The organism is Nocardiopsis sp. iso_40 (assembly GCF_056173285.1).
This window is the reverse complement of sequence record NZ_CM149666.1, coordinates 5742363-5761725: the sequence shown is the minus strand read 5'-3', so window position 1 is coordinate 5761725 and position 19363 is coordinate 5742363. Positions and strand designations below refer to the sequence as shown.

At 72.8% G+C, this 19363-nt stretch carries 14 protein-coding genes; 10 read left to right on the top strand and 4 right to left on the bottom strand.

The annotated features are described in order from the left end of the window. The first annotated feature begins 47 nt into the window (after window positions 1-47). The gene (locus AC0VYD_RS25215) at window positions 48-872 is read left to right on the top strand and encodes an alpha/beta fold hydrolase (protein WP_475477797.1); all 825 of its coding nucleotides are present in this window, start codon (window positions 48-50) and stop codon (window positions 870-872) included. Here the strand turns inward: AC0VYD_RS25215 and AC0VYD_RS25210 are convergent. Continuing rightward, window positions 847-2808, bottom strand: a complete 1962-nt coding sequence (locus tag AC0VYD_RS25210; protein WP_475477796.1) for a cation:proton antiporter domain-containing protein — start codon at window positions 2806-2808, stop codon at window positions 847-849. The two genes, AC0VYD_RS25215 and AC0VYD_RS25210, sit on opposite strands and share 26 nt — an antisense overlap. 252 nt (window positions 2809-3060) lie before the next feature. On the opposite strand from AC0VYD_RS25210, the gene AC0VYD_RS25205 reads away from it, so the two are divergent. Both AC0VYD_RS25205 and AC0VYD_RS25200 read left to right on the top strand, forming a co-directional pair. Next, a complete protein-coding gene (locus tag AC0VYD_RS25205) occupies window positions 3061-4347 on the top strand; it encodes an AGE family epimerase/isomerase (protein ID WP_475477795.1) in 1287 nt (428 codons plus the stop codon). Then, window positions 4344-5321 (top strand): carbohydrate kinase family protein, encoded by a 978-nt coding sequence (locus tag AC0VYD_RS25200; protein WP_475477794.1) that lies wholly within the window; start codon window positions 4344-4346, stop codon window positions 5319-5321. The genes AC0VYD_RS25205 and AC0VYD_RS25200 overlap by 4 nt, the downstream gene beginning before the upstream one ends. An 18-nt stretch (window positions 5322-5339) precedes the next feature. On the opposite strand, the gene AC0VYD_RS25195 is transcribed toward AC0VYD_RS25200, so the two are convergent. Further along, the gene (locus tag AC0VYD_RS25195) at window positions 5340-6494 is read right to left on the bottom strand and encodes a carboxylate-amine ligase (protein WP_475477793.1); all 1155 of its coding nucleotides are present in this window, start codon (window positions 6492-6494) and stop codon (window positions 5340-5342) included. 421 nt (window positions 6495-6915) lie between these two features. Between AC0VYD_RS25195 and AC0VYD_RS25190 the strand changes: the two genes are divergently transcribed. The 6 genes from AC0VYD_RS25190 to AC0VYD_RS25165 all read left to right on the top strand — a co-directional run bounded on the left by AC0VYD_RS25190 (window position 6916) and on the right by AC0VYD_RS25165 (window position 14758). Next, the gene (locus tag AC0VYD_RS25190) at window positions 6916-9744 is read left to right on the top strand and encodes a helix-turn-helix transcriptional regulator (RefSeq protein ID WP_475477792.1); all 2829 of its coding nucleotides are present in this window, start codon (window positions 6916-6918) and stop codon (window positions 9742-9744) included. Between the two features lie 109 nt (window positions 9745-9853). Beyond that, window positions 9854-10702, top strand: a complete 849-nt coding sequence (locus AC0VYD_RS25185) for an ABC transporter ATP-binding protein (protein WP_475477791.1) — start codon at window positions 9854-9856, stop codon at window positions 10700-10702. Further along, window positions 10699-11448, top strand: coding sequence for an ABC transporter ATP-binding protein (locus AC0VYD_RS25180; RefSeq protein WP_475477790.1), 750 nt, complete (start codon window positions 10699-10701; stop codon window positions 11446-11448). The genes AC0VYD_RS25185 and AC0VYD_RS25180 overlap by 4 nt, the downstream gene beginning before the upstream one ends. Before the next feature lie 9 nt (window positions 11449-11457). Then, on the top strand, window positions 11458-12309 hold the full coding sequence (locus tag AC0VYD_RS25175) for a branched-chain amino acid ABC transporter permease (protein ID WP_452543380.1): 852 nt from the start codon (window positions 11458-11460) through the stop codon (window positions 12307-12309). A gap of 6 nt (window positions 12310-12315) precedes the next feature. Continuing rightward, a complete protein-coding gene (locus AC0VYD_RS25170; RefSeq protein ID WP_475477789.1) occupies window positions 12316-13410 on the top strand; it encodes a branched-chain amino acid ABC transporter permease in 1095 nt (364 codons plus the stop codon). Between the two features lie 22 nt (window positions 13411-13432). Next, window positions 13433-14758 carry an ABC transporter substrate-binding protein gene (locus AC0VYD_RS25165; protein WP_475477788.1) on the top strand — a complete coding sequence of 442 codons (1326 nt, stop codon included), beginning with the start codon at window positions 13433-13435 and terminating at the stop codon, window positions 14756-14758. A gap of 666 nt (window positions 14759-15424) precedes the next feature. On the opposite strand, the gene AC0VYD_RS25160 is transcribed toward AC0VYD_RS25165, so the two are convergent. Then, entirely contained in the window at window positions 15425-16357 is a 933-nt protein-coding gene (locus AC0VYD_RS25160; protein ID WP_475477787.1) for a dienelactone hydrolase family protein, read from the bottom strand. A gap of 434 nt (window positions 16358-16791) precedes the next feature. Between AC0VYD_RS25160 and AC0VYD_RS25155 the strand changes: the two genes are divergently transcribed. Beyond that, entirely contained in the window at window positions 16792-17763 is a 972-nt protein-coding gene (locus AC0VYD_RS25155) for a TIGR03557 family F420-dependent LLM class oxidoreductase (protein WP_475477786.1), read from the top strand. 18 nt (window positions 17764-17781) lie between these two features. Here the strand turns inward: AC0VYD_RS25155 and AC0VYD_RS25150 are convergent, their stop codons facing one another. Then, window positions 17782-19164, bottom strand: a complete 1383-nt coding sequence (locus AC0VYD_RS25150) for a cytochrome P450 family protein (protein WP_475477785.1) — start codon at window positions 19162-19164, stop codon at window positions 17782-17784. Window positions 19165-19363: the final 199 nt, after the last annotated feature.

The following is a 19363-nucleotide window of genomic DNA, read 5'->3' as shown; positions in this document are numbered from 1 at the left end:
GGCCTGTCGCCGACGGCGGGGCGGAGCGCTTCGGGTAGACCGGTGGCATGAACCCCGGAAACATCGCCTACGACCGGTGGGGCAGCGGCCGACCGGTGATCCTCCTGCACGGGCTCGGCGACCGCCGACAGAGCTGGCGGGCCGTGGCTCCCCGCCTGACCGGTGACTACGAGGTCGTCGCCGTGGACCTGCCGGGCTTCGGCGAGTCCCCGGCCCCGGAGCGGGACGAACCCTACGACGTGGCCGGCCTCGTGCGGGTGGTCCGGGAGTTCTGCGAACTCCACGGTTTCGAGCGCCCGCACCTGGCGGGCAACTCCCTGGGCGGCTCCATCGCCCTGGAACTGGGGGTCCAGGGGGTCGCCGGTTCGGTGACGGTGTTCTCCCCGGCCGGTTTCTCCGACAGGTTCGCCCGCTGGGGCATGCGCACGGCCGGTCTGGCGGCCAACCTCGCCGCCCGCGTCCCCCTGACGGTCCGGGAGCGGCTGGCCGACACCCCGCCCGCTCGGGCCGCCGCGCGCAGGGCACTGCGCGGCGACCCCGCCTCCCCCGGGGCCAGGACCGCCCGGTTCGGCGTCCGGGAGCTCGAACCCGGCGGCTCCTACGTGCGGCTGGTGCCCCGTGTCGCCGACTACGACTTCACGGCGCGCCCGATCCCCTGCCCGGTCACCGTCGCCTGGGGCGACCGGGACCGGATGCTGCCGCCCTCCGGCGCCGGGCACGCGCACCGGCGGATACCCGGGGCGCGCATGGTGTCGCTGATCGGGGCCGGGCACATCCCGATGGCCGACGACCCGCTCGCCGTCGCCGGACACATCCGCTGGACCTGTCGTGCCGGGGACCGGCTCCTCAGCCCGTCGCGGGTTCGATCCTGACCGAGTCCAGGTAGCACCAGGCCCAGTCCTCGCCGGGCTCCACCGAGGTCGCGACCGGGTGGCCGACCCCCTCGGCGTGGCCGGTCGCGTGCCTGCCGGGGGAGTCGTCGCAGCAGCCCACGAAACCGCAGTGGGCGCACAGGCGCAGGTGGACCCAGTCGCGCCTGCCCTGGCGCAGGCACTCGGTGCATCCGGGGCTCTTCGGCAGGACGGGCTGGAGGTTCTCGGCGTGCACGCAGGAGGAGTCCGGGTCCGGGGTGAACAGGGACATCACGGTGGGGTCGGGGCGCTTCGCCCCGGCGCGGCCGATGCCGAGCAGGTCCAGGACCGTACGGCCCAGCGGTTCGGTCACCGCTCGCTGGGTGTCCACCACCCGGTCGGCGTGCGCCTCGTACAGGCCGGGGACGTCCGGGGTGTCCACGGGGCGCACCACGATCGGGACCCCGGGGGCGACCCCGCCCAGGATGTGGGCGATGTGGGTGGCCTCCTCCGCCGTGTTCTCGGCGACCACGATCAGCTTCACCCGGTCCATGTCGATCTCGTGCAGGACGCTCGCCTTGGTCACCTCCCCGCGGACGACGGTGTGCCCCTCGGCCTCGGCCTGGGCCGCCAGGTCCGGGTTGAGGGTCGTCACCGTCACCGGGACGTCGTTGGACCGCAGGTAGGAGGACAGGTGCCGGGCCACCTGGCCCCAGCCGGAGACCAGGACCCGGTCCCGGGTGTCGCCGGGTTCCGGTGCGCTCCGGCCGTCCGCCGGGGCGGGACGCCCGCCCGTCCGCCCGCCCACCCGCTTGGCCAGGCGCTCGCCGAGCGCTCCGAGCGCGGGCGTGGCTGTCATGAGGACGACCGTGACGGCCACGAGCAACTGGTCGCCGTCGGCTCCCATTCCGGCAGGGCTCAGCCCGTACTCGGCGCCCACCTGTTGGAGGACGAAGGAGAACTCTCCGATCTGGGCGAGGAGGAAGGCCGCTCCCACCGCCGTCGGCGCTCCGACCCGGAGGACGGAGATCGCCGCGTAGGCGGTCACCATCTTGACGACCACGACGGCGAGGGCGGCCAGCAGGACCATCCACCACAGCTGGGCCAGCACGGCGACGTCGAGCAGCATGCCGATGGACACGAAGAAGACGGCGCTGAAGATCATCTGGAGCGGCATGATCTCGCTCAGCGCGTGGGCGCTGTGCCGCGACTCGCTCAGCACCATCCCGGCGAGGAAGGCCCCCAGCGCGTCGCTGACCCCGGCCAGCGAGGTCAGGTAGGCCACGCCCAGGGCGATGGCCACGATGGACAGCAGGAAGACCTCGGGGGAGCACAGGCGCGCCACCCGCTCCAGCAGCGGGGGCATCACCTTGCGGGCGATGACGATCACGGCGGTCAGGACCAGGGCGGCGGTGCCCAGGGCCCGGACGATGCCCCACACCCCCTCGCTCTGGCCGCCCAGGATCGGGATCAGCAGGACCATCACGATGACGGCGAGGTCCTGGAGGATGAGGGTGCCCACCGAGGCCTGGCCCACCGGTTGCTGGGTGGCACCCTTCGCCGCGACCACCTTCAGCACGATCGCGGTGGAGGAGAGGGCGACGAGGAACCCGGTGAAGACGCCGACCCGCCAGTCGACCCCGAACACCGTGCACAGGGCGGTCACGACGGCGGTGGTCAGCAGGACCTGGAGGGTGCCGCCGCCGAGCACGAACCTCTTGATCCTGGCGAGGCGTTCGACGGAGAACTCCACGCCGATGGTGAACAGCAGCAGCATGACACCGATCTCGGCAGCCGCCTCCACCTGGCTCTCGTCCGCGACCACCCCCAGTTGGTGCGGGCCGATCAGGACGCCCGCGAGGAGGAACCCGACGATGGGGACGACCTTCAACCGGACGAAGAGCGCCCCGATGAGCCCCGCGGTGACGAGCAGGGCCACGATGGGGCCTAGGTACACGGGGGTCTCCCCCGCAGCGAGCATCACTGTCTGCCTCCTGGGCGTTCCTGGTGGTGTGGGCGCCTCGGCCCCCGGACGCTCGGACGCGGGCGTTCCCGGGGCGGCCCGGACAGACGTAACCACCGGACGAGGCGGTGCCGCAACCGGACGGGACCCGTCTTCGCGCCGGTCAACGGCGCACCTCGGCCTTCCCCACAGGGTCGGGCACGGGATACGGTTACGCGCGCAACGACTCCCGAGGAGGCACTGGTTTTGACCGCATCGACACATCCGGTACCGGGCGATCCCGCCTGGCTGAGGGCTCAGGAGCGGCACCTGGCCGAGTTCGCCGCGGGGGCCGCGGTCCCCGACGGGTTCGGCTGGTTGGACGCCCGGGGCGAGGTGGAGCCCGACCGCCCGACCGAGACCTGGATCACCGCGCGCATGACGCACGTGTTCTCCCTCGCGCACCTGCGCGGCGACGCCGGAGCGGCGAAGCTCGCCGACCACGGCCTGGCCGCCCTCTCCGGGCCGCTGCGCGACGCCGACCTGGGCGGGTGGTTCGACCAGGTGCCGGAGGAGGCTGCCGCGAACGAGCTCCGGGAGCGCTCCCATGAAGCCGGGGGCAAGCGCCCGGACAAGTCCGCCTACCCGCACGCGTTCGTCGTCCTCGCCGCGTCCTCCGCCGTCCTCGCCGGCCGCCCCGGCGCGCGCGGACTGCTCGACGAGGCCCTGCGCGTGGTCGACGAGCACTTCTGGGAGGAGGAGGCGGCCTGCGTCCGGGAGAGCTGGGACGCGGACTGGAGCGCGACCGAGCCCTACCGCGGGGCCAACAGCGCCATGCACTGCGTCGAGGCGTTCCTCGCCGCGGCCGACGCCACCGGGGACGCCCTCTGGACCCGTAGGGCCCTGGCCGTCGCCGAACGCCTGGTGCACGGGGTGGCCGCCGCGCACGACTGGCGGCTGCCCGAGCACTTCACCCCGGACTGGAAGCCGCTCCCGGACTACAACCGGGACCGCCCCGACCACCCGTTCCGGCCGTTCGGCAGCACCACCGGCCACCTCCTGGAGTGGGCCCGTCTCCTCGTCCACCTCGAACTCGCACTGGAACGCGCGGGGGAGAGCGCCCCGGACTGGCTGCTCGGCGACGCCGAACTCCTCTTCGCCAACGCCGTCCGCCGCGGTTGGGCGGTCGACGGTGCGGAGGGGTTCGCCTACACGCTGGACTGGCAGGACCGGCCGGTCGTGCGCCAGCGCATGCACTGGGTGGTCGCCGAGGCCACCATGACCGCGTGGACGCTGGCCCGGCGCACCGGGGACGAGGCCTACACCGGGCACTACGACCGCTGGTGGTCCTACGCGGACCGGTTCCACGTGGACCGCGAACACGGCAGCTGGCGGCACGAACTCGATCCGGCCAACCAGCCCTCGGGCTCGGTGTGGGCGGGCAAACCGGACGTCTACCACGCCTACCAGGCCGCGCTCCTGCCCCAGATCGGGCTCGCGGGCTCCATCGCGGCGGCCCTGCCCGCCGCGCGTCGGAACGGAGGGACGGCATGAGCGCCGGATCGGCCCGGCTCCTCGTGGTCGGGGAGAACGTCATGGACCTGCTGCCCACCGAGCACGGGCCCGGCATCCTACGCGCGGCCCCCGGGGGAGGCCCGGCCAACACGGCGGTGGCCGCGGCCCGGCTGGGCCTGCCCACCCGGTTGCTCGCCCGGATCGGCTCGGACGGTTTCGGCGACCTCATCCGCGACCGCCTCCTGGCCGAGGGGCTGGACCCCTCCGGCCTGGTCACCGCGTCGGAGCCGTCGGCGCTGGCCCTGGCCACGCTGGCCGCGGACGGTTCTGCCCGCTACGACTTCCGGATGGACGACGCGGCGGACTGGCGGTGGGGTCCGGGAGAACTACCGGAGTCCCCGGGTGAGGGGGTCCGGGCCGTGCACGCGGCCTCGATCGCCCTGTTCCGGGAACCCGGGGCCTCCCGGATCGGGGAGCTGCTGCGGCGCGAACACGAGCGGGGGCGGGTTACCGTCACCCTCGACCCCAACATCCGGCAGGACGTGGTCGGTGACCCGGACGCCGCCCGCGCCCTGGCCCTGCGCCACGCCGCCCACGCGCACGTGGTCAAGGCCAGCGACGAGGACCTCGACTTCCTCTACCCCGGACACACCCCCGAGCAGGCCGCACGCGCACTCGCCGCACTCGGCCCCTCCCTGGTCGTGGTCACCCTCGGCGGGGACGGAGCGCTCGCCCTCGCCGGAGGGGTGGCCGTCTCGGTCCGCGCTCCGGAGGTGGAGGTCGTGGACACCGTGGGCGCGGGCGACTCCTTCATGGGCGCCCTGCTCCACCGTCTGGACACGGACGGTCGGCTGGGGTCCGGCCCCCGGAGCCGCCTGTCCGGCCTGACCGGGGACGACCTGACCGGTCTGCTGTCCTACGCGGCCGCGGTGGCCGCGTACACGGTCACCAGGGAGGGCGCGGACCCGCCCACCGCGGCGGAGCTGGGCGCGGGTCCGGTCCGGGGCGGTTAGCGCCGGGCCGGACGGCGCTCACCGCAGGCCCTCACCGGTCTGGGCGACGAGGTGGTCCACCACGTCGCTCATCCGCTCCCTGCGCGCGTAGGCCGAGCGCTGCCGGGCCGCGCCCGATCCGGCGGTCAGTACCCGGTCGAGCAGGGAGGACACCAGGTCGGTGTCGCCGGTGAGGGCCAGGCCGGGTAAGGCGGCTCCGCGGACCCGCTCCATCGCGGCGCTCGCGGTCAGGGCCTCGCCGGTCAACGGGTCGGGCACGACGCCCTCCAGACCGTCCCTGGCCGCGCGCCACACGGCGGCCCGCAGGGTCTGGCCGCTGAGGTCGGGGGCGGGTACGCCGTGCCGCACGTCGGCCAGGGCCCGGGCGGCGAGCCCCCGGGTGAGGGTGGCGGAGAGCAGGGCCTCCTCCGCGGTTGCGGCCACGTCGCCGACCCGGATCTCCAGGGTGGGCAGGTGGTCGGAGAGGCGGATGTCCCAGTAGACCATGTGCCGGTCCAGGATCGCCCCGCTGGCGGCCAGACCCCGGACCGCGCGTTCGTGCCCGCTCAGGGTGCGCAGCAGGGGCGGCGGCCCGGCGGACGGCAGGCGGTTCCAGGAGACGGTCCGCCAGCTGGCGTGGCCGGTGTCCCTGCCGGACTGGAAGGGCGAGTTCGCGGAGAGGGCGACGAGGAAGGGCAGCCACCGGCGGAGGTGGTCGCTGACGGCCACGGCGGTCGACCGGTCGGGGATGCCGACGTGCACGTGGCAGCCGCACACCACGTGGGCGTCGCGCAGGGCGCCGAAGTAGGCGGCGATGTCGGCGTAGCGGCGGCCCCTGCTGACCGCGGCCGCCCCGGGGTCGCCGAGAACGGCGGTGCCGGTGGCGGCCACGGCCAGTCCAGCGTCGCCGGCGGCTCGGCGGAGCTCGCCCCGCGCGCTCTCCAGGAAGGCGCGGGCGTCCTCGGCGGTGGTGCACACGGGGCTGTTGGCCTCCACCTGGGCGCCGGTGAACTCACCGCACAGGTGGGCCCCGAGCGTCCGGGTGCGGGCCAGGACGTCGGGGGCCCGGGAGAGGATGCGGCGCGTGCGCGGATCCACGACGAAGAACTCCTCCTCCACACCGAACGTGAGGGGTCGGTTCGCGCTGCCGACGGGGACGGCTCGCTCGTCCGCTGTCAGGGAGCAGTTCTCCATACGGGTCCTCCGGCTGTCCGATCCAGTGCGTCCCGCACTGGATATCCCGCGCGGCACGGCCGGGACAGTGTCCCCGGGAGGACAAAAAGCTATCCGGAGGGTTGTATGTACGGTTTGCCGGTTTCGCGGGTGAGGTGTTGCACGCACGTAACGTCTTGATAACCGGGATCGGGTCGGGCGGCGGCCTGCGAGGGGTGTCCGCCGGGGGTTCGACGGTGACCGGCGTCACTTCACCGGGTGTCGGAAGCGCAGGTGGACACCGGGTTCCGCGCTCTGGGGGCCTCCGGTCGCGGATACCCCGAGGGCCCCGGGGCCCCACCGCGCGAGTACCGTGTGCGACTCCGTGCGGGTATCGGTGAAACGACCAGTGTGACCATAGAGACCTGCCGTAACAGGGGCGAGCTGTGCGAATGTGATCAACGTGACAGAAAGGTACGCGGAGCACCCGAGAGTACGCCTCCGGGGCCGGAACGCCGAACGACGGATCCTCGCTGACGCCCTGGGCGACGCGAGGTCCGGCCGAGGCGCGTCCGTACTCCTCACGGGAGCCCCGGGCCACGGCAAGACCGTCCTCATCGACGAGGCCCGGAACACCGCAGGTGATTTCACCGTCCTGCACGTGGCCGGGGTCGCCGACGAGGCGGACTTCGCCCTCTCCGGACTCCAGCGCCTCCTCCGTCCCGTCGAACCCGTGCTCGACCGGCTCCCAGCGCCCCGGCGGGACCTCCTCCGCGAGGCCCTCACCCGCGGCGGCGTCGCCGACACCGACCGGTTCGCGCTCTACACCTCCCTGCTCGAACTCCTCTCCCTGATCGGAGCCGAGCAGCCCCTCCTGCTGTGCGTGGACGACGCCGACCTGCTCGACGGCGCCTCCCTCGACGCCCTGGCCTTCGTCGCCCGGCGGCTCACCGGGACCCGTGTCGCCGCGGTGTTCGCCGCCTGCGCCGGACGCGGGAAACCCGTCGGCCCCCGGCGGACCGATGCCCCGGAGGGGGCCGTCCGCGGCGAGGGCGCCGACACGGCCCTGGTCCCTGGGGTCACCGAACACGTGCTCGCCCCCCTGGAGGACCGTGCGGTGCACGACGTCCTCACCGACCGGGCCCCCGCCCACCTGGCCTCCTCGGTCCGCGCCGCGCTGGTCCTCGCCGCCCACGGCAACCCCGCCGCCGTCCTCGGCTTCCTGTCAGCCCTGACCACGGAGCAGGTCCAGGGCGACCGGCCCCTGCCCGACCCCCTGCCCCTGACCGCCCGCCTGCGCTCGGCCCAGCTCGCCCCCTACCGGGAACTGCCCGAGGAGACGCGGCGGATCCTCCTGCTCGCGGCGCTGGCCGCCGAACCCCGGGTCCACCGGCTGCTCGACGCCGCGGGCGGCCCCGGCGCCTCCGTCACGACCCTGGAACCGGCCGAGGAACGCGGCCTGGTCCGGGTGGCCGGGGACGCCGTGCTCTTCGTCGACCCCCTCCTGCGCAAGGCCATCGCCCAGGGCACCCCCGCCGGCCGGCTGCGCGAGGCCCACCGCGCCCTGGCCGGGGTGACCGACCGCGAGTACTCGCCGGTCGAGTTCGCCCGGCACGCCGCCTGCGGGGCCGACGCCCCCGACGCCGCGCTCGCCGACGACGTGGCGTCCGCCGCCCGGCGCGCCAAGCGCCTGGAAGGGCCGCTTCCGGCCTCGCACACCAACGAGCGCGCCGCCGCCCTCACCCCCGACCCCGACGAACGCACCTGCCGTCTGGCCACCGCCTCCTACGAGGCCTACGTCGCCGGCGACTCCGCCCGCGCCGCCCGCCTGCTCGGCCAGGCCCGGCCGCTCGCGGTCTCGGACCGGCGCCGGGCCACCGTCGCCCTCATCGAGGCCGAGTTCGACATGCGGGACTGCAACGCGATCGACGCGGCGGAACGGCTGTACCAGGTGGGCCGCGACCTCGTCCCGCACGACCGGAACCTGGCCCTGCGCGCGCTGGTGCGGTCGGCCGACAGCGCCTCCTACGCGGGCGACCCGGTCCGCCACAAGAAGGCGTCGGACCTCGCCGTCCCCCTGGTCCGGCCCGACGACTCGGCCTCGATGCGGCTGATAGCGGCCTACCTGGAGGGGTGCACGGTCTCCTTCCGGGGCGACTACGTGAACTCGACCCCGCTGCTGCGCGAGGCCGTCCGGCTCTCGAACGAGATGAACGAGCCCTCGGAGATGGTGTGGGCGGGCATCTGCGGTCTGCGCCTGGCCGACACGCCCTACGTCCGCACCATCACCTCCCGCGCGGTGGAGGCCGCCCGCTCCCGGGGAGAGCACTCCTTCGTCCCCTCGGCCCTGGCCTTCCTCGTCTTCTCCGAGTTCTGGAGCGGACGCTTCCCCTCGGCCGCCGGGACCGCGCTGGCCGGTCTGCGCTCCTCCCGCGAGTCCGGACAGTCCATCTGGGCGACCCAGCACCTGGCGTCGCTGGCGATGATCGCCGCCATCCAGGGCGACGTTGACACCTGCCGGATCCGGGCGCGGGCGGTCGCCGCCCAGGCCGGGGAGAACAGCCTCGGCCTGCCCGCCGCGCTGGCCGCCTGGGCCCTGGCCGTCCTGGAGCTCTCGCGGGGCAACGCCGCAGAGGCCTTCTTCCGGCTGCGCTCCCTGGTGCACGCCGGGCCCGGGCACGGCCACCCCACCATGCGCCTGCTCACCGCCCCGCACTTCGTGGAGGCCGCGGTCCGCATGGGTGAGACCGAGTGGGCGAGCGCCTCCCAGGCCGGGTACCGGGGCTGGGCCGACGCCGTGGACAGCCCGAGCGCGCTGGCCCTGGCCGCGCGCGGGGACGCCCTGCTCGCGGCGGGCGACGAGGCGGCGGACCACTTCGAGGCCGCGCTCGCCCTGCACCGGGCCTGCGGGGACGACGACGTCGAACACGCACGCACCCAGTTGCTCTTCGGAGCCTTCCTACGTCGGGCCCGCCTACCCGGACGGGCCCGGGAACACCTGTATGACGCGCTGGAGACCTTCGAGCGCTTCGGTGCCCGGCTGTGGGTCCGACAGACCCGCGCCGAGCTGCGCGCCATCGGTACCGCCGAGCGCAGCCCCGAGCCCCCCGCCACCGGGGAGCTCACCGCCCAACAGCAGCAGATCGCCCGGCTGGTGGCCGAGGGCGCGACCAACCGCGAGGTGGCCGCGCACATGTTCATCAGCCCCCGCACCGTGGAGCACCACCTGCGGGGCATCTTCCGCAAGCTCAACATCAGGTCCCGGGTGGACCTGGCCCGTCTCCTGAACTGAACCATCCCGGGGCCGGCCGCGACGAGGCGGACGGCGCCCCCGCATACCAACAGGGTCATACCAACTGGTCGGTACGGGTTCTCTGGTCGCAACCGAGAGAAAGGCAGTCATGACAACGACCGCACCGGAACATCTCCTGAGAGCGGACGGGGTGACCGTGCGCTTCGGAGGGCTCACGGCGCTCGACGACGTCGGTCTCCAGGTCGAGCCGGGCTCCGTCGTCGGCCTCATCGGCCCCAACGGAGCCGGCAAGACGACCCTCTTCAACGTCCTGTCCGGGGTGCTGCGCCCCACCGGCGGAACCATCTCCTGGAAGGGGGCGCCGACGCCCGGAAAGCGGACGCACCACCTGGCCAGGGCCGGGATCGCCCGCACCTTCCAGGGCCTCAACCTCTTCCCGATGATGTCCGTCCTGGGGAACGTCATGGTCGGCGCCGACCGCCTCGCCAGGGGCGGCGCGTTCTCCCTCCTCAGCGGCCTGGGCCGGCACCACCGCGAGGAGCGCGAGCTCAGGGAGCGCGCCATGGCCGCCCTGGAGCGCTTCGGGGTCGCCGAGCACGCCCTCCGCCTGCCCGGCACCCTCCCCTACGGCGTACAGAAGCAGGTCGCCCTCGCCCGGGCCTGCGTCGGCGAACCCGAACTCCTGCTCCTGGACGAACCCGCCAGCGGGCTCTCCGGCCAGCAGATGGACACCCTCGCCAAGCAGATCCGCGGCTTCAGCCAGGACATGGCGGTCGTCCTCGTCGAACACCACATGGACCTGGTCATGGAGGTCTGCGACCACATCGTGGTCCTCAACTTCGGCAAGGTCATCGCCTCCGGGACCCCCGCCCAGGTCCGGGCCGACCCCGCCGTCACCCAGGCCTACCTGGGCACACCCGCCTCCGAAGAAGCCTCCGGAGGCGGCCGAGCCGCCGTCGAACCCACGCACGGCAACGGGAACGGAGCCGCCGGATGAGCGACACACCGCTGAACAGCACCCCGCCGACCGGCGAGACGCTCCTGAGCGTGCAGGGCCTCAGCGCCTCCTACGGCGCGGTCCGCGCCCTCGACGAGGTCAGCCTGAACGTGCCCGAACGCGGCCTGTGCGCCGTCCTCGGCGCCAACGGCGCGGGCAAGACCACCCTGCTGCGCACCCTCACCGGCCTGCACCGGGCGACTTCGGGGAAGGTCCTGCTGGCGGGTGAGGACATCACCCGGCTGCCCACCGAGAAGGTCATCACCCGGGGCCTCGCCCACGTTCCCGAAGGCGGCGGCGTGATCGTCGAGCTCACCGTGGAGGAGAACCTGCGCCTGGGCGCCCTGTGGCGCTCCGACCGGCGCGACCGCACCACGCTCGACGAGGTCATGGACCTCTTCCCGCCCCTGGTGGAACGCCGGTCCAGGCCCGCCGGAACCCTCTCCGGAGGTGAGCGCCAGATGCTCGCCATCGGCCGCGCGCTCATGGCCAGGCCCAAGGTGCTGCTCCTCGACGAGCCCTCGCTCGGCCTCGCGCCGCTGATCACCAAACAGATCTTCAGTCTGCTGCGCGACCTGCGCGACCGGACCGGCCTCACCGTCGTCCTCGTCGAGCAGAACGCCGCCGGGGCCCTGTCCGTCACCGACCACGGCTTCGTCCTCAACCAGGGACGCGTCGCCGCGGAGGGACCCTCCGGCGGACTCCTGGCCGACGACCGTACGCGCCACGCCTACCTCGGCTTCTGAGGGAGACCCATGAACTACTTCATCACCCTGACCCTCAACGGGTTGGCGTCCGGGGCGGCCTACGCAGCACTGGCGCTGGCCCTGGTCATCATCTACCAGGCCACCCGGCTGGTGAACTTCGCCCAGCCGGCCCTCGCCCTGCTGTCGGTGTACGCCGCCTTCACGGTCACCCAGCTCACCGGCTCCTACTGGATCGGCTTCGCCGCCGCCCTCGGTACGGGTCTGCTCGTCGGCGCCTTCGTGGAACGCGTGGTCGTGCGGCCCATCGCCCGCACCTCCCAGCTCAACGCCATCATCGTCACCCTCGGCCTCCTCCTGGTGGTCCAGGGCGGGGTCGGCATGATCTGGGGCAACGAACAGCACAGCTTCGGCTACGCGTTCAGCTACGTGGGCCGCTTCGCCCCCTCGGACGTGTTCGCGCTGGTTTCCGTGGGCATCGCCGCCCTGCTGCTGTTCGCCCTGTACCGGTTCACCCCGCTCGGGCTGCGGATGCGCGCCGCCGCCTTCCACCCCGAGGCCGCCCGGCTCAGCGGGGTGAAGGTCGGCATGATGCTCACCGCGGGCTGGGGCATCGCCTCCCTCATCGGCGCCCTCGCGGGCATGCTCGCCGGGCCGCCGTTCATCTCGCCGAACGTCTTCGACGTCGTGTTCGTCTTCGGTATCACCGCGGCTGTGGTCGGCGGACTGGACAACCCCTTCGGCGCCGTCATCGGCGGCCTGCTCATCGGTCTCGGCATGTCCTACGTGTCCGGTTACGTCGGACCCGAACTGGCGACCCTGACCGCTCTCGCCATCGTCGTCATCGTCCTGAGCGTGCGCCCCGACGGCATCCTGTCCCGACCGACCGCGCGAAAGGTGTAGCCAGTCATGACCTCGCCCACCACACAGCGCGAAGAGCGCCCCACCGCCTCCGGCGCCGGAACGAACCCGCCCCGGACCCCGGGCACCTCCCGCTGGGGAGCGTTGCCCCTGCCCGCCCGCCACCTGCTGCTGGCCGCCCTCGGCCTCGCCGCCGTGACCGGGCTGCTGCTGGCCACCGGCGACCTCACCGCCCTGCGGATCGCCGCCGTGGGGTACACGATGCTCGCGATCGCGGGCCTGCAACTGCTCGTCGGCGGATCCGGCCAGGTCTCCCTCGGCCACGGCGCGTTCATGATGATCGGCGCCTACTCGATGGCCCTGCTCGTCCTGCACCAGCCGACACTGCCGATCGTCGTCAACCTCGGCATCATCGTCGTGGTCTCGATCGTTGCGGGTGTCGCGGTCGGCGCCGCCACCGCGCGCCTGCACGGCCCCTACCTGGCCGGTGCCACCCTGATCCTCGCCGTCGGCCTGCCCGGGCTCACGCACCGCTACCACGACTTCCTCGGCGGCAGCAACGGTCTGAACATCCGCATGGCCGGGGCCCCGCCCTTCCTCGACGGCATCGTGACCACCAGCGAGTGGCGGGCCCTGGTCGTGTGGACCACGGTCGTCATCGGCCTGGCCGTGCTCGCCACCGTCTCCGCCGGCCGGCTCGGCCGACGGATGCGCGCCATCCGCGACGACGAGACCGCCGCCTCCATGGCGGGCATCCCCGTCGGCAAGACCAAGGTGGTCGCCTTCGTGATCGCCTCCGCCGCAGGTGGTCTGGCCGGAGGTCTCCAGGCCTACGTGCTCGGCACCGTCACACCGAGCACCTTCACCCTGGTGCTCTCGCTGACCCTGCTCGCGGCCCTGGTCCTCGGCGGCATCGGCAGTCTGTGGGGCGCCCTGTGGGCCTCGGTCGCCATCGTCTACCTGGAGATCTGGGCCACCGACCTGGCCCGTTCCCTGAACATGGGCCCCGACGCGGAGAACAACCTGCCGATCGTGTTCTTCGGCATCGTTCTCATCCTCGTCCTGCGCTTCTGGCCCCTGGGCGTCCACGGGGCCCTCCAGAACCTCAGAGCCAGTCTCCGAGCCCGCAGCAACTCCTCTTGACCCCCTAGTAAAGGAGAAGACCATGCGTACACGCAGTGGAACCCGGGCCCTTCTGGCCTCCGGGCTGGCCCTGGTCATGCTGGCCACCGCCTGCACCGGTGCCGGTGAGGTCACCGACGGCGACGCCGCCGACCTGGACGTCGCTCCCGGCGTCACCGACGACAGCGTCGTCATCGGCTCCCACCAGCCCCTGACCGGACCGGCCGCGCCCGGCTACATGGCGGTCTCCCAGGGGGCGGCTGCCGTGTTCGACTACGTCAACGCCCAGGGCGGTGTGAACGGCCGGGAGATCGACTACCGGGTCGAGGACGACGCCTACGACCCGTCCCAGACCATCGACGTCACCCGCCAGCTGGTGATCGAGGACGAGATCTTCGCGATGGTGGGCGGCCTGGGCACACCCACCCACAGCGGTGTCCTCGACTACCTCAACGACGAGGGCGTCCCCGACATCTTCCCGGCCTCCGGCGCCCTGGCCTGGAACAACACCGAGGAGCACCCGCTCACCTACGGGTGGCAGACCGACTACACCAAGGAAGCGAAGATCCAGGGCGAGTACATCGCCGAGAACTTCCCCGACGAGGCCGTCGGCTACCTGTACCAGAACGACGACGTCGGTGAGGACTCCCAGGCGGGTCTCGACCAGTACCTCAGCGACGCGGTCGTGGCCCGGGAGCACTACGAGTCGGAGGTCCCCGACCTCAGCTCGCAGATCGCGGAGATGGAGAACTCCGGCGCGGAGGTGGTCGTCTGCTCCTGCATCCCCACCTTCACCGCGCTCGCCATGCTCGAAGCCGCCCGGATCGGCTACGAGCCCCAGTGGGTGGTCTCCAGCATCGGCGGTGACACCGCGACGCTGCAGGCGCTGCTGGCCGAGTTCACCGAAGGCTCCGACGCCGAGGACGTCCCGGCCGACGCCTTCCTCGAGGACATGCTCATCACGAGCTACATGCCGCGGGTGGAGGACGAGGATGACGACTGGGGACAGTTCTTCATCGCGATCTACGACGAGTACGGCGACGGCGGCACCCTCACCAACACGCACATCTTCGGCATGACCCAGGCCGTCATGTTCGCCCAGGTCCTGAAGTCCGCGGGCGAGGACCTCACCCGGCAGGCCCTGATCGACGCCATGGAGACGCAGGAGTGGCAGGGGCCCGGCTACACGCCGTTCTCCTCCAGCGACGGCGACCACGGCGGGCACCAGGGCGTGTACGTCGTCCAGTACAAGGAGGGCGGCAACATCGAGATGATCCAGGAGGCCCGGGTGACCGACCGTGAGGGCGGTCCCATCGAGGAGGTCGACTTCGAGCGCCTCTCCCCGGAGGAGCTCCCCTTCCACGACTAACGCGGTCACGACCCCGTCGGCGCCCGAAGGGCACGGCGGAGCACGGGACGAACGGCGGCCCGGAGGGAAGTCCCTCCGGGCCGCCGCCCTGTGCGGGGCCGCGAACGGCCCCGCACACGGGGTCTGGAGGGGTGTCCGCTGCGCGGGCGGGGACTCCGCTTTGCCGGGCCCCGCCGGTCGGTGCCTTCCGGGCCGGTGCGACCGCCGCGCGGTGCGCGCCGGGGCACGGTTCCCGCCCGGGAACCCTGGGCAGGACCGTACCCCGGGCGGAACGGGACTCCGGCCGGGGCCGGGGGCGGTGCCTTCGTGGAGCCTCCTCGCCGACGGCCCTGTCCTCCGATGCGGGTAGCGCGTGCCCGGGGCGGACAGGACCGTCCCGGGAGGGGGTGAGTCCCGTTGGCCTCTCGGCGACCGCACCGGCTGTCCACGACCGGTCGGCTCCGGAGGGCCCTCCCCGTCGCGTCCCACCGGTGCAGCGCCCCGCTGCCCGGACGATGCTGCTGAGTCCTGGGGCGCGGTGGGGCACGCACGGGGCGGTGGAAGTACGGGGCGCGGCGGAGTACGAACAGGGCGGTGCGGGCGCGAGGACGCGGCGGAACGCGAAAAGGGCGGCGGCCCGGAGGGAGAAGTCCCTCCGGGCCGCCGCCGTGAGCGGGGCCGGGATGATCAGCCGCCGTGCGGGCAGGTGTCCCGGTAGTCGGAGAAGTCGGTGCCGAACCCGGTCCGGGGCGGCGGGCACAGGAACTGGTCGTAGCGCACGTCATCGTCCACGAACCGCTTCAACCAGGAGATGCTGTACTTCGCGATGGTCGTGTTGGAGTAGTTCGGGGCGAAGTGGCTCGCGCCGCGCAGCTCCAGGTAGGCGCTGTCCAGTGACCTGTCCAGGCTCTCGTACATCGGGATCGAGTGCGAGCGGACCGACGCGACGGAGTCGTTCTCGGCCCCGATGATCAGGGTCGGGGTGTCCACGTCATCCCAGTTCTTCTGGAGGTGCCACGGCGTCAGCGGGATCGCCGCGCGCAGCTCCGGCCGGTCCTCGGCGATCGCGAGGGTGCCGCCGCCGCCCATGGAGTGGCCCATCACGGCCAGGCGGTCCTCGTCCACCATGCCCCTGACGTCACTGCGGTCGACCAGGTAGTCCAGCGCCGCGTCCAGCTGGCGGCCGCGGCTGTCGGGCTGGTCGTACCGCGTGTTGGTGTCGATCGTGAACACCACGAAGCCCTGGGAGGCGATGCGGTGCCCGTACCAGGACATGGACGTCGAGCTCGCGGTGTAGCCGGGCGCGATCACGACGCCGCCGTAGGTGCCCTCGTCGGTGTTGGTGGGGTGGTAGATGGTGCCGCCGCCGAAGCCGCTCACGAACGAGGAGACGCTGGTGGTGTCAGTGTCGAGGTGGCCTCGGGAGGCGGTGACGCTCTGTTCGGTCGGGTCCGGGCCGCGCTCGTGCGGGTTGGCGGCCTGGGCCGGGGCGACGACGGCGCCGGCGCCGAGGAGGGAGAGCCCGATGACCAGAGCGGACTTCGCGGCGATCCCGGACACCCAGGAACGGCTTTTCGGGACCTTGGGGGAGACGGGGGAGGGGGGATTCTCTGTTCGCACGTCTTTTCCTTTTCTCGTGCAGCGGGAATCCACGGAATGCGCTGTTTCCGCGGACCGGGGTTCCCATAAAGGGGGGTGACCGGAAAGTGCGTCCTTCTCGGCCGTCCTTATGGGGCGTGGGTTCGACTATGAAGTCGAACGGGTAAACGTGCATCCGTTGAACCACCAGTGCTGATAACTCCCCTGTTCAGCGTCGGTGAACAGCTGTGGATTCTCCGTGGGGGGACGGTCACCCTGAGCGGTATGACTCGGAGATCTGTCTGCTATGTCCTGTATGTGACGTTTGGGTTGCTCCGGTGTTTCCTCTGACCCGCCCCCGGGCAGGGGCGGGGGCGAGCCCGTCGAAACCTTGGAGCCCTGCGACGGGGGACGGCGGGGGAGCGACAGGACGGCCTCCGGTCCCGGAGGCCACGGCAGACCTGACGGGGGTCGGGATGAAGGTCGGCTACAAGCTGTTCGCCGAGGGCTACGGGCCCCGCGAGATCGTGGAGCAGGCGGTACGCGCCGAACGGGCGGGCTTCGACTTCGTCGAGATCAGTGACCACTTCCATCCGTGGCTGTTCAGCCACCAGCACTCCGGGTTCGTGTGGTCGATGCTCGCCGCGATCGCCGAACGCACCGAACGGATCGGGCTGGTCACCGGGGTCACCTGCCCCATCCTGCGGCTCCATCCCGCGATCGTCGCCCAGGCGGCGGCCACCACCGCGCTGCTCTCGGACGGCCGCTTCACCCTCGGCCTCGGCGCGGGCGAGCGGCTCAACGAACACGTGGTGGGCCGGGGATGGCCCAACGCGACCACCCGCCACGAGATGCTGCGCGAGGCGATCGCGATCATCCGCCTGCTGTGGTCCGGCGGCTACCACTCCTACGAGGGGCGGCACCTGGTGCTGGAGGACGCCCGGGTGTTCGACCTGCCGGAGGAGCCGCCGCAGATCGCCGTGGCCGCGGGGGGCGCCCGCGCGGCCGAGCTCGCGGCCCGGTCCGGGGGCGGGCTCTTCGCCACCGAACCCGACGCCGAACTCACCCGCGCCTACCACGAGGCGGGCGGCGCCGGACCCCGCTACGGCGAGGTTCCGCTGGCCTGGGCCCCGGACGACGACAAGGCCCTGGAATCCGCACGGGAGCTGTTCCGCTTCGGACTCACCGGCTGGAAGGTGCAGTCGGAGCTGCCCAACCCGGTCAACTTCGAGGCCGCGACAGCCCTGATCGACTCCGGCGACATGGCCGACGCGTTCGGGTACGGCCCCGACCCCGAACGGCACCTCGCGGCGGTCCGGGGGTTCGTCGACGCGGGGTTCGACCACCTGGCCCTGATCAACGCCGGGCCCGACCCGGAGGGCTTCTTCGCCTTCTACGAGGAGGAACTGGCGCCACAGATCCGCCGCATGGAGCAGGTCCTGAGGTGAGGCGGCCCGCCCGGGCGGTCAGCGTCCCAGACCGCGCCACCAGCTGAGCAACCTCCCGAGCAGGTCCTCGGGGGGCTGCTCCTCCTCGGCCACGGCGGGGACCCGTGCCGTCTGCCGGGGCGGCACGGATCCCCGCCCGACCGGGCTGCCGGGGGTGAAGGTGACCGGCAGCTCCCGCAGCCCGCGCAGGAACGCGGAGGGCACCAGGCGCAGCTCCTCCGGGGGCACCGCGAGTCGGAGCCCGCCGAGCCGTTCCTGGAGCACGTCCACCGCGGTGGAGGCCACCAGGCGTCCCAGACCCCGGGCCGGGCAGCTGTGCGGCCCGGCGCCGAACACCAGGTGGGCGCGGCTTCCGACGGCCGCCCCGGTGCCGGGGTCGGCGGGACCGCGGCGTACCGCCGGGTCGCGGTGCGCCGCGTCGATCCCGACCAGCAGGGCGTCGCCCGCCCTGATCCGTGCCTGACCGATCCGCACGTCCTGGAGCGCGATCCGTCCGGCCAGGATCTGGAAGGGGGTGTCGGTCCACATGACGTGGTCCAGCAGGTCATGGGTGGACAGGCGCGCGTCGGCGTGGGCGGAACGGATGCGGTCGTCGGTGAGCAGTGTCCGCACGGTGTTGCCGATGAGGTGGGTGGTGGGCATGTGGCTGGCACTGACCATGAGCGCCGCCTGGTAGGCGACCTCGTCCGGGGCCAGCCCCACGGGGTGTTCAAGCATCCAGGTCGCCAGGTCGGGGCCGGGCTTGTCGGCCTTGCGGGCCACCAGACCGGCGAAGTACTGCTGCATGCGGGTGATCGCGTCGTCGGCGCGCGCCGCGTCCTCCCCGAACACGTCCGTGGTGAGGTCGCCGAGCATGTGCCCGTAGCTGTCGGGGAGCCCGAAGAGCCGGTTGACGACCAGGACCGGCAGCCGTCCGGCGTACTCACCGATCAGCTCGGCGCCGCCGGCGGCCGTGAACGAGTCCACCCGTTCGTCGGCGAGCAGGCGCACGGTGTGGGCCACCTCGGTCATGTCGACCCTGGCCAGGGCGTCCATGATGGGGGTGCGCAGCCGGGCGTGCTCGGCGCCGTCCGCGTAGAGGGCGCTGGGGTGCCAGGACATCAGCGGGAGGGTCTTGGCGAGGTCGACGCGGCCCTCGACCGCCTCGCGCCAGTGCCGGGTGTCCCGGGAGAACAGGTGCGGTTGCTGGAGGAGGGTGAGGTTCTCCTGGTAGTCGAGCAGCAGCCAGGCGTGCACGCCGGGTTCCAGCTCCACCGGGGCCACGGGTCCGTGCTGTTCGCGCAGCCGCTCCCACAGCGCGTCGCGGCCGCTGGGCGGGGTGGTGCCGTACAGGCGGGTGACGTCGCCGGGGCAGCCCCGGGCGGGGGCGGTGTCCTCTTGGTCGTGCCGGGTCGTGGTCATCTCGGGTACACGGACCCCCGGAACGGCGTTCGCGGGGTCCGCTTCCCTCCCTTCGAGGAGACGTGGCGCTGCCGTGGTGACGGGAAAGGGGAAGCGGGGAGCGTCGTGGCCGAAGTGGTGCGGCGGTCGGGGATCGGGCCGCCCTGATCGAGGCATTCTAGGATTCCCGTCGACGCTTTTTCAACACGCGCCGACTATG